General features: G+C 57.1%; 10 protein-coding genes. 9 read left to right on the forward strand and 1 reads right to left on the reverse strand.

Features of this window, described 5'->3' with window-relative positions; all coding sequences use genetic code 11:
* Positions 1–68 precede the first annotated feature (68 nt).
* The 5 genes from M4NBBH2_RS04550 (at position 69) to M4NBBH2_RS04570 (ending at position 6,487) form a co-directional block, all read left to right on the forward strand.
* The gene (locus M4NBBH2_RS04550) at positions 69–965 is read left to right on the forward strand and encodes an NAD(P)-dependent oxidoreductase (RefSeq protein WP_116269891.1); all 897 of its coding nucleotides are present in this window, start codon (positions 69–71) and stop codon (positions 963–965) included.
* Between the two features lie 87 nt (positions 966–1,052).
* Positions 1,053–3,125, forward strand: coding sequence for a glutamine--tRNA ligase (locus M4NBBH2_RS12415; RefSeq protein WP_116269892.1), 2,073 nt, complete (start codon positions 1,053–1,055; stop codon positions 3,123–3,125).
* A gap of 195 nt (positions 3,126–3,320) precedes the next feature.
* Positions 3,321–4,730 carry a flavocytochrome c gene (locus M4NBBH2_RS04560; RefSeq protein ID WP_116269893.1) on the forward strand — a complete coding sequence of 470 codons (1,410 nt, stop codon included), beginning with the start codon at positions 3,321–3,323 and terminating at the stop codon, positions 4,728–4,730.
* Between the two features lie 255 nt (positions 4,731–4,985).
* Entirely contained in the window at positions 4,986–5,312 is a 327-nt protein-coding gene (locus tag M4NBBH2_RS04565; protein WP_049686639.1) for an FMN-binding protein, read from the forward strand.
* A gap of 101 nt (positions 5,313–5,413) precedes the next feature.
* Entirely contained in the window at positions 5,414–6,487 is a 1,074-nt protein-coding gene (locus M4NBBH2_RS04570; protein ID WP_116269894.1) for an FAD:protein FMN transferase, read from the forward strand.
* A gap of 83 nt (positions 6,488–6,570) precedes the next feature.
* On the opposite strand, the gene M4NBBH2_RS04575 is transcribed toward M4NBBH2_RS04570, so the two are convergent.
* Positions 6,571–7,347, reverse strand: coding sequence for a helix-turn-helix domain-containing protein (locus M4NBBH2_RS04575; protein WP_116269895.1), 777 nt, complete (start codon positions 7,345–7,347; stop codon positions 6,571–6,573).
* Between the two features lie 239 nt (positions 7,348–7,586).
* Between M4NBBH2_RS04575 and hemN the strand changes: the two genes are divergently transcribed.
* From hemN to M4NBBH2_RS12020, 4 genes are all read left to right on the forward strand, one after another.
* A complete protein-coding gene (gene hemN / locus M4NBBH2_RS04580; RefSeq protein WP_116269896.1) occupies positions 7,587–8,987 on the forward strand; it encodes an oxygen-independent coproporphyrinogen III oxidase in 1,401 nt (466 codons plus the stop codon).
* A 166-nt stretch (positions 8,988–9,153) separates the two neighbouring features.
* Positions 9,154–11,784 (forward strand): alanine--tRNA ligase, encoded by a 2,631-nt coding sequence (alaS, locus tag M4NBBH2_RS04585; protein ID WP_116269897.1) that lies wholly within the window; start codon positions 9,154–9,156, stop codon positions 11,782–11,784.
* 15 nt (positions 11,785–11,799) lie between these two features.
* The gene (locus M4NBBH2_RS04590) at positions 11,800–12,057 is read left to right on the forward strand and encodes a sulfurtransferase TusA family protein (protein ID WP_116269898.1); all 258 of its coding nucleotides are present in this window, start codon (positions 11,800–11,802) and stop codon (positions 12,055–12,057) included.
* Between the two features lie 374 nt (positions 12,058–12,431).
* Positions 12,432–15,602, forward strand: a complete 3,171-nt coding sequence (locus M4NBBH2_RS12020) for a DNA gyrase subunit A (RefSeq protein WP_370685642.1) — start codon at positions 12,432–12,434, stop codon at positions 15,600–15,602.
* The last annotated feature ends 28 nt before the right edge of the window (positions 15,603–15,630 follow it).

Consider the following 15,630-nt stretch of genomic DNA (forward strand, 5'->3'; position numbering starts at 1 on the left):
AAGGCGGGCTGCGGTGTCACTGCAGTCCGCCTTTTTCTCAGAGAATTCTGAATGAAAGGAGTGCGCGGATGGTAAAGACAAAGATTGAAAAAGCGGCCTTTATCGGTCTCGGTGTCATGGGCTACCCGATGGCGGGACATCTGGCGAAGAGCGGCTTCAGCGTGATGGTTTATAACCGCACGAAGAGCAAAGCGGACCGCTGGGTGTCAGAGTTCGGGGGCAGGGCAGCGGCGACTCCCCGAGAGGCAGCCTCAGGCGCTGATATTGTTTTTCTCTGTGTCGGGAACGATAACGATGTCCGCTCAGTTGTCTATGGCGAGGATGGGGCGCTGGCCGGCATGACGCCCGGCGCCATTCTCTGGGACGACACAACCGATTCCGCGCAGCTCGCACGTGAACTCTACAAAGCCGCGAAAGAGAAAGGGGTGTCCTTCATTGACGCCCCGGTCTCAGGAGGCCAGTCCGGAGCAGAAAAAGGCGTGCTGACCGTCATGTGCGGCGGTGATGAGGAGGCGTTTGAAGCCGGAAAAACCGCGGCTGCCGCCTTCTCCTGCGCGGTGACCCGGATTGGGGAAGCCGGGGCCGGACAGCTCGCGAAGATGGTGAATCAGATCTGCATTGCCGGAATAGTTCAGGGGCTTTCCGAAGCGGCAGCCTTTGGCATGAACGCCGGTCTCGATATGGATAAGGTGTTCGGCGTTCTGGAAAAGGGTGCTGCGGGTTCCTGGCAGATGGCAAACCGCGGAAAGACCATGGTTCGCGATCAGTTTGATTTTGGGTTTGCCGTCGACTGGATGAGAAAGGATCTCGGGATCGCGCTCGCGGAGGCGTCCAGAAATGGCTCCTCTCTTCCTCTCACAGCGCTTGTTGATCAGTTTTACGGCGAAGTCCAGCATCTCGGGGGCCGCCGCTGGGATACATCGAGTCTGATCGCGCGTCTTCCGAGAAAAAAGCCCGGGTGCTGAATCCTGAAACTTAAAAAGCTAAAATAACGGACTTTAGCGTTTAAGAAACGCTGCAACTCTGTTGTTTACTCATAAAGAAAATCTGCCATGGCCGTTGAAAACGAAAACACTGCGCCGGTTAATTCAAACTTCATCCGCACGCTGATCGAGGAAGATATCGAGAAGGGAGCGACTGTGCCCCGTAAATGGTGCGGTCATCCGGCTCCTTATTCCGAGCAGGTGAAGGGAGTGGATGATCCGGCGAGAATCCGTACCCGCTTCCCTCCGGAGCCTAACGGATATCTGCATATCGGCCACGCGAAGAGCATCTGCATTAACTTCGGCATGGCCCGCGATTTCGGCGGCTATGCGCATATGCGTTTCGATGATACGAATCCGGGAAAGGAAAGCCCTGAGTACGTGGAGTCCATTAAGGAAACCGTGAAGTGGCTTGGTTTCAGCTGGGAGCATAACGGAGAAAATGATCTTTTCTTCGCCAGCTCGTACTTCAAGTGGATGTACCAGTTTGCTGAGTATCTGATCCGCACCGGCTATGCCTATGTGGATGAGCAGACCCAGGATGAGATGCGCGCGAACCGCGGTACGCTCACTGAGCCGGGCAAGGATTCTCCTTTCCGCAACCGCAGCGTGGAGGAAAACCTCCGCGTCTTCCGCGAGATGCGTGACGGAAAGCACCCGGAGGGTTCCATGGTGCTCCGCGCGAAGATCGACATGGCAAGCCCGAATGTGAATCTCCGCGATCCGGCGATCTACCGTATCCGTTTCGCTGAGCATCAGGAAACGGGCAACGAATGGTGCATCTATCCGATGTACACCTTTGCCCATCCGATTGAGGATTCGCTTGAGAACATCACGCATTCCCTCTGCACGCTGGAGTTTGAGGATCAGCGTCCGTTCTACGACTGGGCGCTTGAACGCATCGTTCCGGAACTGCGCACGCCGCAGTACGAGGAAGCGAAGCAGATCCTGAAGGATATGGCGGAAGGCCGGGATGACCGCGCGGACGCGTTCCTTGCCCGCGTTGAAGAGTCGAAGGCGAAGCTTGGCATTACCTCCGATCCTGAAGTCGCGATGGCGGAGATCCTCGCCCGCCATGGGGCCGAGTCGCCGCTTGCGGCTGATGCCGCTGACCGGAAGGCCGCTTTCGCGCTCCTTAACGACCACACCGAAAACTTCACTCCGGTGCTCCAGGCAGCGCTCGATGTTGTGCGTCCGAATTTCTTCATGCTGTCCCATCAGCATGAGTTCAACCGACTCAATATCACGAATGTGGTTCTTTCGAAGAGAAAACTGATCACGCTCGTGAAGGAAGGTCTGGTGGACGGCTGGGATGATCCCCGTATGCCGACTCTCGTTGGTCTGCGCCGCCGCGGCTACACCCCGGAATCGATCCGCAACTTCGTTGAGAAGAGCGGTGTCTCGAAGACTTCGAACAGCTGGATCGACTACTCGGTGCTCGAGAACAGCCTTCGTGAGGACCTGGATCAGAAAGCCGCCCGCCGCATGGCGGTTCTTCATCCGCTGAAGCTTGTGATCGACAACTATCCTGAGAACCAGACGGAACTCATGGAGGCGAGCAATCATCCGAAGAACCCCGATATGGGCGTGCGCAGCATTCCCTTCTCGCGGGAACTCTGGATTGAAGAGAGTGACTTCAGCCTGGACCCGCCGAAGGGCTACAAGCGTCTGACGCTTCCGAAGGATGGCTCCCCCGCGAAGCCGGTTCGTCTTCGCGCCGCTTATATCATTCAGCCGGTTTCCTGCGAAACTGATGAAAACGGCCGTGTGACGGTGGTTCATGCCCAGTACTTCCCGGAGACGAAGAGTGGGTCGACCGGTGCCGATACGGTGAAGGCGAAGGCCACGATCCACTGGGTCGACGCGAAGACGGCTCTCCCTGCTGAAATCCGGGTGTATGGACGGCTTTTTGAGATGGAACATCCCGAATCGTCTGAAGCAGATTACCGGACGCTCCTGAATCCGAACTCCAAGGAGATCCTTAAGGGGTATGTTGAACCGGCTCTCGCAGAAGCGAAGAAGGATGAAAAGTTCCAGTTTGAGCGCAACGGTTACTTTGTTGCTGATCGGGTGGATTTCACCGGAGAGCATCCTGTTTTCAATCTTTCTGTGACGCTTCGTGATTCCAAGGGCAAGTTCTGATAACTAAGACTCTTTGCTGAGGATCCCGTTTTGCCGATAGAACCCGGATGGAAAAAACCATCCGGGTTCTATAACTTTATGGGTATTTATTCAGTTTTTTTAAACTTTCGGATATAATCTGCCGCTGATTTCTTACCTATTCTGGGTAGCAGGGGGACTACTGACTGCCCGGAACCAAAATTCACTGGAGAGAATATGAAAAAAGCTTTGTTAGCTCTGGCTCTGACTGCCGCCTTTGGTGTCGCCAACGCGGCTCAGAATGTCAACACGGATGTCGTGATCGTCGGTGCCGGCGGTGCTGGTCTGGCTGCTGCTGTTGAAGCCCACGATCTTGGCGCCAAGGTGATCGTCGTCGAAAAGATGGCTTTCCCGGGCGGCAACACCACCCGCGCTGCCGGCGGCCTGAACGCTGCTGCCACGCCTCTGCAGCAGGCTAAGGGGATTTATGACACCCCCGAAATCATGTTCTTCGACACGATGAAGGGCGGCCACTGGAAGAACAATCCGGAACTCGTCCGCGTGCTCGCTAACCACGCCAAGGATTCCGTTGACTGGCTGCTCGCCCTCGGCGGTGACTTCCATGACGTCGGTCTGATGGCCGGTGCCACCAAGCCCCGTACGCATCGCCCGACCGGCGGCAACCTCGTTGGCCCGGAAGTGGTTCGCACGCTTTACACGGCTGCTGAAAACCGCAAGGTTGACATCCGTGTGAACACGAAGGCCGAAGAGATCCTGAAGAACGCCAAGGGTGCCGCTACCGGTATCAAGGTGAAGGGTCCGGAAGGTGAATACGTGATCAACGCCAAGGCTGTTGTGATCGCGGCCGGCGGTTTCGGCGCGAACAACGAGATGGTTGCTCACTACGTTCCGCGTCTGAAGGGCTTCTCCACGACGAACCAGCCGGGCGCTACCGGCGACGGCATGATCATGGCTGAAAAGGCCGGTGCCAAGCTGATCGATATGACCGAGATCCAGACCCACCCGACGGTGGTTCCGGGCAACGGCGAAATGATCACTGAAGCTGTCCGCGGCAACGGCGCCATTCTCGTGAATCACGAAGGCAAGCGCTTCTACAACGAGCTCGAGACCCGCGACAACGTTTCTGCCGCCATTCTGAAGCAGACCGACAAGAACGCGTTCCTCTTCTTCGACTCTGATATGCAGAAGTCCCTGAAGGCCACGAACAACTACATCAAGCAGAGCTACACCGTCACGGGCAACTCCCTTGATGAAATCGCTGCCAAGATGAAGGTTCCGGCTGCTGCCCTCAAGCAGACCATGACGGAATACGCTGCTGCTGTGGCCGCCAAGAACGACAAGCAGTTCGGCCGCGCTGACCTGCCCCGTCCGCTCAACAAGGCTCCGTTCTACGCCATCATCGTGACCCCGGCCGTGCACCACTGCATGGGCGGTATCAAGATCGACACGAAGACCCAGGTTTATGGCCAGAATGGTCAGATTATCCCGGGCCTCTTCGCGGCTGGTGAAGTGACCGGCGGCGTGCACGGCGGCAACCGTCTCGGCGGCAACGCTCAGGCTGATATCGTGACCTTCGGTCACATCGCTGGCCAGCAGGCCTACATCTACACCCGTCTCAACAAGTAATCAGACGGCTGTATCCCTGAAAAAGGGCTGAAAACAGACGCTTCTCCCTGAAAGGGGGAAGCGTTTGTTATTAATTGGAATTAGGGGATAATGCTAGAGGGTAAATCTGACCCTCCATAAAGGCTGACTTCGTATTATTATTACGCAGTCTCGGAAAAGGAATTCAGAAACCGATTAAAGGCTGAGTTTCCGGACCGAAGTTTTCAGAGGCTACCAACGCCTCGACATATCCCCCATTAATAGGAAGAAAACACCATGAAGAAACTGATCGTTCTCGCCGCTGCCGCTCTCCTCGCCGCTGGTGCCAACGCTGCTTACAAGGACGGCTCCTACACGGGTGAAGGCCAGGGCAAGTCTGGTCCCGTTAAGGTTCAGGTGACCGTTAAGGCCGGCAAGATCGCCTCCGTTAAGGTTCTCGAACAGAAAGAAACCCCGATGATCTTCAAGGGCGCTGAAGCCGGCGTTATCCCCGCGATCGTCAAGGCCAATGGCACGAAGGGTGTTGCCACCGTTTCCGGCGCCACGCTGTCCTCCAAGGGCATCATCGCCGCTACGAACGCTGCTCTCGCCAAGGCCAAGTAATCTGTTCTTCCTTTAGGAAGATAGATTCTCTGTCTTAGAGACGGTAGGGCGCCCTCTGGGCGCCCTTATTTTTTGCAGATTCTGCTGGAGTTGTCCGATTTATGATTTCCCGCCGTCATTTTCTTCAGGCGACGCTGCCCCTGATTGCCTCGGCTGCCGCGCCGGCTGCCTTTGCCGCTGTGAGCCAGGAGAGCGAGTTTTCCGCTCAGAAAACCACTTTCTCAATGGGCACCATGATTTTTCTTCAGGTCTACGCGCCTACGCAGGAAAAGGCTGATCTGTGGTTAGGGAAGGCGGACGATGAGATGAACCGCCTCGCCTCGCTGATGACCGTTCATGAGGCTGATAGTCCGCTGCTGGAGGTGATCCGTCACTCCGGAACCGATGTTGAGGTTCCCCCGGAAGTGGCTGAGGTGGTTGAGGATTCCATTGTTGTTGCCCGGGAGTCCGATGGAGCGTTTGAACCCACGATTGGAAAGCTGGTTGATGTCTGGAAGATCGGTTTCGGCGGAAAGACTGTCCCGAGTGAGGCGGCTATCCGTGAAGCCCTGAAGTACGTTGACTGGAGAAAGATCCGCGTGACCCGCCGGGATGGCAAGTGCTACATCTATATTGCTCCTGGTCAGGATATCGATATGGGCGGCATCGCGAAGGGCTATATCGGTACCAAAATGGCTGATTTTCTGTCGGGACTCGGCATGAAGCGCGGTCTTCTTAACCTTGGCGGCAATGTGGTGCTGATAGGCTCAGCCCCGGGGAACCGCCCCTGGAAGATCGGTCTTCAGCATCCGCTCGAAGAGCGTAATGGGTTCTTTGCGGTGGTCTCCGCTGAGAATGAATCCGTGATCACGTCGGGTGCCTATGAGAGGAAACTGCAGACGCATGGGAAGACGTACGGGCACATTCTGTCCCCTGTAACGGGTTACCCTGTGACAACCGACCTCTCGTCTGTCACGATCGTCGATAAGGATGGCGCGAAGGCGGATGCCTGGTGCACGGCGCTTTTTGCCATGGGCAAAAAGAAGTCTCTTGAACTCCTGTCCCGCCGTCCGGATCTGGAAGCCATTCTGATGAGCGCCGACTGTAAGGCGGTCTATATGACGCCGGGGATCGCGAAGCGCTGCACGATTACAGAGCCCTCCGTGATTGAGCGTACGGTTCTGGTTCGCGGCTGATTTATACGGGCTGCGTGAAAACAAACGCCTGAGGGATGGAAAATCCTTCAGGCGTTTTGTTTGTGAAGTTGCGGCGCGGGTAATCAGGGCTCGAGACTGATATCGTCGTCGTAATTTCCGGCATCAGCCGCAGCGGGCTGTCCTGAGACAATGGCGCGCAGCCCTGAGGCATTCAGAATCTGGACGTGCTTCTGGTTCACCTGAATCAGTCCGTCGTGCGAGAAGCGGGAAAGCACGCGGCTCACGGTTTCCAGCTTCAGACCGAGGTAGGAGCCGATCTCGGCGCGCGTCATGCGGAGCACGAATTCACTGCGGCTGTATCCACGGGCCTCGAATCGCTGCGAGAGATTGAGGAGAAAAGCCGCCAGACGTTCCTCAGCGTGCATGGAGCCAAGAAGCAGCATGATGCCGTGCTGCCGGACGATCTCACGCGACAGAATCTTGTGGAAATGGGCCCCCATCGAGCGGAGAGACGTTGTGACGTCCAGCACCCGGTCATAGGGCAGAACGCACACTTCGGTGTCCTCCAGGGCGATGACATCGCAGGAGTGGACATCGCTCGCGATGCCGTCGAGACCGATCATCTCGCCAGCCATATGGAAAGCGATGACCTGTTCCCGCCCGTCGCTCGACATTACCGTGCTCTTCAGGAAGCCGAGGCGGATTGCGTAAAGGCAGTCGAAATGGTCCGCCGCGCGGTAAAGCGCTTCTCCCCGCTTGATTCTCTTGCGGGTCGTGACCATGTCCTCAATGCGTTCAATTTCCTTGAGCGACAGCCGGAGCGGTAGGCAGAGTTCCCGCAGATTGCAGTTGGAACAAGCAACTCGAAGAGTCGACAAAGAAATGTTTGGAGTTGTCATCAGAGATGAATACCAGATTAAAAACAAGGGGCTTCAGCACTGCTCAGAGCCTGGTCATACTCATATAAGCTCGGATCAGTACAATGCACATATTCCTGAAGAAGACCTGCGATAAATACCTACAAAAAAGCCTGGACGGTGTCGTTTTTGTTTTTGACGCTAGTCAAGCAACTGGAACATAGTGGCAATAATATCAGGATCTTCTAACCTAGGTCATGCATTTTTTTGGAGATACCTGCATGAGTGATCTTTCTGCTAGCGGCGTTGAACTGCCGGACCTTGATTTACTGAAAAAATTTGACATCCCGGCTCCCCGCTATACCTCATATCCGACAGCTGACCGCTTTACTTCGGCGCTTACCGCCGAGGATTACGAAGAAGCTCTCCGGAACCGCGAGAACGAAAAGAATAAGCGGGCGCTCTCCGTCTATGTTCACATTCCTTTCTGTAATGACGTCTGCTACTACTGCGGCTGCAACAAGATCGTGACGCGTGATCACGACCGCGCCACGGGCTATCTCGATGTCATCGCTAAGGAAGCCGATCTCGTAAAGCAGCACCTCACGGGTGACACCGAGATTGAGCAGCTGCATTTCGGCGGCGGCACGCCGACCTTCCTCACGAATGAAGAGCTGGAACGCGTGATGTCTATCATCCGCACCCGCTTCCCGCTGCAGAAAGGCGGGGAGTTCTCTATCGAAGTGGATCCCCGCTGCTGCCCGAAGGATAAGGTTGAGAAGCTGGCTGAGCTTGGCCTCAACCGCATGAGCCTTGGTGTCCAGGATCTGAATCCCGACGTGCAGAAGGCCGTGAACCGTATTCAGCCCTACGAACTCGTTCGTGACACCGTGAACAATGCCCGGGCCGCAGGTTTCCATTCGGTCAATATGGATCTCATTTACGGCCTTCCGAAGCAGACCCGCGAGAGCTTTGCTGAGACGATCGATAAGGTGATCGAAATGTCGCCTGACCGTATCGCGCTCTACCACTACGCGCATCTCCCGAATCACTTCAAGCCCCAGCGCATGATCCTTAACGCCGATCTGCCGTCGACTCTCACCAAGGTCGAGATCATGTTTGACGCGATCCGCCGTCTCACCGCGAATGGCTACCGCTATATCGGCATGGACCACTTCGCGAAGGAAAACGATCCGCTTTCCATCGCTCAGAAGAACGGCACGCTGCAGCGGAACTTCCAGGGCTATTCAACCCGCGCTGACTGCGACATGGTGGCGCTCGGCGCCTCTTCCATTTCGAAGGTCGGCAGGATTTATGCCTGCAACCCGCGCGATATCGAACCGTACTATGACGCGATCAACAAAGGCCGCCTCGCGACGGTCCGCGGCTTCCGCCTCTCTGATGAGGATGAGCTCCGTTACTGGGTCATCATGCGGATCATGTGCCAGTTCGAGCTCGTGAAGTCCGAAGTGGAGCAGAAGTTCGGCATTGATTTCGACAAGACCTTCGCCTGGGAGCTGAAGCATCTCGCCCACTATGAGAAGCATGAGCTCGTGGAGCTTCATCCGGACCGCATCGTCGTGTCCCCGAAGGGGAAGATCTTTGTGCGGGCGGTGGCCATGCAGTTTGACCGTTATCTGCGCGAGTCTGACCGCGCGGGCGGCTACTCGACGATTGCCTGAGGAAGCTCTTCTTAGGAGTTTCTCTCACCGCTCCCACTTCAGGTAACTGCGCATACGGGTTAGAATCAGCGAATTCATTGCTGCGCAGTTTTACCTGCAAAGAAATTACTCTGCGAAGGCGGAAGCTGATTCCGCCTTTTCAATACGGACCGTTTTAATGAAATACATGACTGCCTCGGAGATAAGAAACGCTTATCTCCAGTTCTTTCAGAGCAAGGGACATACGATTGTTCCCTCCAGCCCCGTAGTGCCTGAGGATGACCCGACGCTGCTGTTCACGAATGCTGGCATGAACCAGTTCAAGAACTGCTACCTCGGTATCGAGAAGCGCGAGTACACCCGCGCGACGACCAGCCAGAAGTGCATCCGCGCCGGCGGCAAGCATAACGACCTCGATAACGTCGGCTATACCGCCCGTCATCACACGTTCTTTGAGATGCTGGGCAACTTCAGCTTCGGCGACTATTTCAAGCAGGACGCTATTCCGTGGGCCTGGGAATTCCTGACGAAGGTTCTCGAGCTGCCGGAAGACCGCCTGTGGGTGACGGTTTACGTTGATGACGACGAGGCCTACGACATCTGGAACAAGGAAATCGGCATTCCCGCTGAAAGAATCGTCCGTATCGGCGATAACAAGGGCGGCAAGTACATGTCCGATAACTTCTGGATGATGGGCGACACGGGCCCCTGCGGTCCCTGCTCCGAGATCTTCTTTGACCGCGGTCCGTCGGTTCAGGGCGGACCTCCGGGGAGCAAGGATGAGGACGGCGACCGTTACCTGGAAATCTGGAACCTCGTGTTCACCCAGTTCAACCGTGATGCCTCCGGCAAGATGAATCGTCTGCCGCATCCGAACATTGATACGGGCATGGGTCTGGAGCGTATCGCTTCCGTGATCCAGAACGTTCCGACGAATTACGACATCGATCTGTTCCGCAATCTGATGGCTGCCGCTAAGGCCGCTGTTGAAAAGGCCGGAGCTACGGACGTGGAACCCGGTACGCCTTCTCTCAAGGTGATTGCTGACCATATCCGCGCCTGCTCGTTCGCTATCGCTGACGGCGTGCTGCCGGGCAACGAAGGCCGCGCCTATGTGCTGCGCCGTATCTGCCGCCGCGCCATCCGCCACGGCTACAAGCTCGGTGCCCGCGCTCCGTTCTTCTACACGCTCGTTGAACCGCTCGCCCGCGAAATGGGTGATGTGTACCCTGAGCTCAACAAGCCGAATATCGCTCAGGTGATCAAGGCTGAAGAAGAGCGCTTCTTCCTCACGCTCGCGAACGGCATGGAGATTCTCGAAGACGCCATCGCCAAGACGACGAACGGCGTGCTCGACGGCAACGTGGTGTTCAAGCTCCACGACACGTTCGGCTTCCCGGCTGACCTTACCGCTGACGTCTGCCGTGAAAAGGGCATCAAGGTGGATACGGACGCTTTCGACCGCTCGATGGAAGAGCAGCGTGCGAAGGCCCGTGCCGCTGGCAAGTTCAAGATTGCCGCCGGCCTGGTCTACAACGGCCCGACGAACGAATTCCGCGGCTATCAGGAGCTCCGCACTGAAGGCTGCCGCGTCCTCGCGATTTATAAGGACGGCACCGATGTGACGTCGGCTGAAGCCGGCGATGATGCGGTTCTCGTGTTTGACAAGACTCCCTGCTACGCCGAAATGGGCGGCCAGGTGGGTGATCAGGGCGTGGCTGAAAACGCCTCCACGATCGCTCAGATTCTCGACACGATGACGATCAAGGCCTCCGTGTTCGGCCACAGCTGCCACATTCACGAGGGCTCGGTGCATATCGGCGATATCTTCTCCGTGAGCGTGAACGCTGAACGCCGCGCCGCCATCGCCCGCAATCACTCCGTGACTCACCTGATGCATAAGGCGCTGCGCACGGTCTGCGGCGCCCACGTTGCCCAGAAGGGCAGCCTGGTAACGCCTGAGATCACGCGTTTCGACTTCACGCACGATCACCCGGTTACCGCTGAGCAGATTGCGGAAGTGGAACAGCTCGTTAACGAGGAAATCCTCGCCAACGTCCCGACGAAGACTGAGGAAATGTCTGTCGAAGACGCGAAGAAGACGGGTGCCACCATGCTGTTCGGCGAGAAGTACGGCAAGGAAGTCCGCGTTGTGTCGATCGGCTCCTCGAAGGAGCTCTGCGGCGGCACGCACGTTGCCCGTACGGGTGACATTGGTTCCTTCAAGATCATTTCCGAAGCGGGTATTTCGGCCGGCGTCCGCCGTATCGAAGCCGTGACCGGTATGAACGTGCTCCACGTCCTGCAGCAGAAGACCGCTCTTGTGAGCGAACTCCAGCAGAACTTCCGCGGCGTGAAGGAATCCGAGCTGCCTGAGAAGGTGAGCGCCTGCATTGAGCAGATCCACTCGCTCGAGAAAGAAGTCGCCTCGCTCCAGGCGAAGATCGCCGCGAGCGCGAGCTCTGACATCGCTGAAAACGCCCGCGAAGTGAATGGCGTCAAGGTGGTGGCGGTCTCTGTGGACGGTGCCGATGCCAACGCGCTCCGCGAAATGGCTGATAAGCTCCGCGATAAGCTCCACAGCGCTGTTGTGGTTCTCGCCACGAAGGATGGTGCCAAGCTCCAGCTCTGCGCCGGTGTCACGCCTGATCTCGTGAAGAAGGGACTGAAGGCCGGTGAACTCGTGAAGTTCGTCGCGGCTCAGGTCGGCGGCAAGGGAGGCGGAAAGCCTGACTTCGCCATGGCCGGCGGTTCCGATGCTGAAGCTCTGCCGAAGGCTCTTGAGTCTGTCTACGGCTGGGTCGGCGAACGCGCCTGATCGGAGAGGCAAGGAATGAGTGAAACGGAATCCCGTCTTCATCCCGATCAGGAGATCTCGGTCGATGGCAAGTGCCCTGAGCCCGTGCTGAAAAGCGCCCGGGCTCTGAGAGGCATGCAGTCAGGAGAAATTCTGAAAGTCATCTGCCTCGACCCGGTTTCCGTTCATGACCTGAAGGCGTTTTCTGATCAGACAGGGAACGTGCTTCTCGCTCAGGAAACGGAAGAAGAGGCCGGAGCCGTTCACTACATTCACTGGCTGAGAAAACGCTGATCAGAAGGCCTTTTCAGCTGAGATACCCGGATGCTGTTTTTTTGCAGCTTCCGGGTGTTTTTTTATCCGCGCCCGGAATTCTCCCTGCCGCGCCTCAGATTTCGATCCGCGGATTGCGAAGGAGACTGATAAATAAAAATGGGGACAGGTTAAAAAATCCGAGAATTGCGTTTCAGCCTCTTCTGGAGCCGTTTTCTTTGGGATTTCAGCCGGTTCTGGCCGGAATGATGAGCCCCATCTGTTAAAATTAACCCCAACTTTTTTTGCTTGGCGGCTGCTTTCCCGGTCCGCCAATTTTCACAGGCTGGTTTATGGCGACAGACGAAAACGAAGGCAAGGCGAATCCGTCTTCCGGAAACAATTCCGGTTCCGAAATGGTTTCTCAGCTCCAGGAAGATATTCATCAGGTCAATATTTCTGATGAGATGGAGGAGGCCTACCTCAATTACTCGATGAGCGTGCTGGTCGGACGCGCGCTCCCGGATGCCCGGGACGGTTTCAAGCCGGTTCACCGCCGCGTGCTTTATGCCATGTGGCGACTCGGCAACCGCCACGATGTTCCCTATAAAAAGTCGGCCCGTGTGGTCGGCGACGTGATCGGTAAGTACCACCCGCACGGTGATACCGCTGTCTATGACACGATCGTCCGTATGGCGCAGCCTTTCTCGCTCCGCTATCCGCTCGTTGACGGCCATGGCAACTTTGGTACGATCGACCGCGATCCCGCGGCTGCCATGCGTTATACGGAAGTCCGTCTGAGCCGCATCGCCGAAGAGATGCTGACTGATATCGACCGTGATACGGTCGATATGACGCCGAACTTCGACGGTACGGAAAAAGAGCCGACGGTGCTGCCTGCCCGTTTCCCGCAGCTGCTTGTGAATGGCAGCCAGGGTATCGCGGTCGGTATGGCGACGAACATCCCGACGCATAACCTCGGTGAAACCATTGACGCGTGCCTCTACGCCCTGCATCACCCTGAGGCGAGCGTGGATGATCTGATCCGCTTCCTCCCGGCTCCTGATTTCCCGACCGGCGGCATCATTTTCGGTCTCAGCGGTGTCCGTCAGGCGTACCGCACCGGCCGCGGCTCCATGCTGATCCGCGCCAAAGTGCACGACGAAACCGACGACAAGGGACACACGTCTATCGTTGTGGACGAGCTTCCCTACATGGTGAACAAGGCCGAGCTGATCAAGAAGATCGCGGCCCTCCGGAGCGAAAAGAAGATCGACGGCATTGTGGATCTCCGGGACGAGTCCTCAAAGGAAATCCGTATCGTGATCGAGCTCCGGCGCGACGCGCATACGGAAGCGGTCCGCAATAACCTCTTCAAGCTGACCGAGCTCCAGACGACCTTTGGTATCAATATGGTGGCGCTGCTTGACGGCCGCCCGCAGCTGCTGAATCTGAAGCAGCTCGTGAATGCCTTTATCGGCCTGCGCCGCGAAGTGGTTGTGCGCCGGACCCGTTTCCTGCTTCGTAAGGCCCGTGCGGACGGCCATCTGCAGGAAGGTCTTGCCATCGCGCTGGCGAACATTGATGAGTTCATCGAAATCATCAAGTCGTCCTCTGACCGCGCCGAGGCCTGTGACCGCCTGATGGGCAAGGGCTGGAACGCGAAGATCGTGAACGAGATGATCGGTTCCGTGGCGGGCAACTACCGCGACTACCGGCCTCAGGATGTGGAACCGAACAGCGGCTTCCGCGCGGATGGCCTCTACTGGCTCTCCCGCGTGCAGACTGAACGCATTCTCGATATGCGTCTCCAGACTCTCACCGCGACGCAGCAGGAAAGCATCATTGCCGCCTATAAGGAACTCTGCGCCCAGATTGCCGACTACCTCGACATTCTTGCGAAGGATGAGCGTGTGGTGAAGATCATCGCTGATGACCTTCTCTACATCAAGGAAAAGTATGGCGATGCCCGCCGCTCGCAGATCGATCCTTCCGGCGATCCGGATTTTGATGAACTCGATCTGATTCCGAGAAAGGATGTCGTCGTTACGCTTAGCCGCGACGGTTACATCAAGAGTCAGGACCTTTCTGACTACCAGGCGCAGCATCGCGGCGGAATGGGACGTAATTCCGGCAAGCTCCGGGATGAAGATGCCGGCGATCAGCTGATTGTCGCGAGCACGCATGATCAGATCATGTGCTTCACGAATCTCGGCAGACTCTACCTGATCAACCACGCCTATATGGTGCCGGCCGGCAGCGCGGGCTCCAAAGGACGCCCGATCCAGAATCTGATTTCGCTCCAGCAGTACGAGCAGGATGATGGCAACGGCGGTAAGGAAATGGCGCTCGAACGTGTGACGAACATCCTGTCGATTCCGACCCCGGATGACAGTCACTGCGTCTTCTTCGCCACGGCCCGTCTGCCGGTGAGGAATCAGCTCCTGAGACTGAACCGCGATGAAGTGAAGCTCGAGGAACTGCCTGAGGATGTGCGTGAATCGATCCGCACGGATGTCTGCTCTGACCGGGATGAAATGCCGGGACTTCCGGATGAAAAGTGGCGTCAGCTTTCGCTCACGGATCTTCCGATCTGTGTGCAGACCGAGCTGAAAGAACTGACCGGGTGGGACACGCCTGAGAAGGAAGAAGAGCGCCGCGCGAAGAAGAACAGCAAGACCTGGAGCATGATGAATGTTCAGGATCTTTCGGAAGATATTCAGAGCCAGGCCCGCACGATCTGCGACAAGGCGCTGAATGATCTCGCGGCAAAACACGGCGCTGAATGGGATGCCGTGACGCTTGGCGATCTCCCTGCAAAGGCCAGAAACGCTGCCCGCGAGGCCTTCCGTCTCACGCTGCTCAGTGACTTCGCCCGCGAGCATTTTGTCTTCTTCGCCACCGCCCGCGGTGTTGTGAAGAAGGTGCCGCTCAGTGAATTCTCGAAGGTCCAGAACGGCGGCACGTCAGCGATCACTCTGGATGAAGGTGACGTGCTGATCGGAGCGGATCTGACAGATGGCGCCCACAGCGTGATGCTCTTCTCGGACGCTGGCAAGGCGCTTCGCTTCGATGAAAACGAAGTGCGTCCGATGGGCCGCACGGCCCGCGGTGTCGGCGGCATGAAGATCCGTCCTGAAGACAGGATCATCGCGATGATCGTCGCCAATGACGAAGGCCAGATGGTGCTCACCGCGACAGAAAACGGTTACGGCAAGCGCACTCCGATCGCCGAGTACACGATGCATGGCCGCAACACGATGGGCATGATCGCCATCGCGACCACGGAGCGCAATGGCAAGGTCGTGGCAGCCTGCCTGGTTGATGAGAATGATGAAGTCATTCTTCTCACGAAGAAGGGCAAGCTTGTCCGTATTCCGGTCTGCGATATCCGCATCTGCTCCCGCGCGACGCAGGGTGTGAAGCTCGTCAATCTGAAGGATGATGATCTGGTGAGCGTGACCCCGGTGAAGGATCAGGGCGGGGACGATGCTGAGCCTGCTCCTGAGGGAGATGATGGCGAGGGGTCGGAAGACGGTCCGGAGGATCCGTCCCCGGAAGAGACTCCGTCGCTTGACGATCTCTGATCCGGTTCAGGTATAAAAGAGAAGGAAG

The sequence above is a fragment of the Mesosutterella multiformis genome (genome assembly GCF_003402575.1).
Classification (GTDB): Bacteria; Pseudomonadota; Gammaproteobacteria; order Burkholderiales; family Burkholderiaceae_F; genus Mesosutterella; species Mesosutterella multiformis.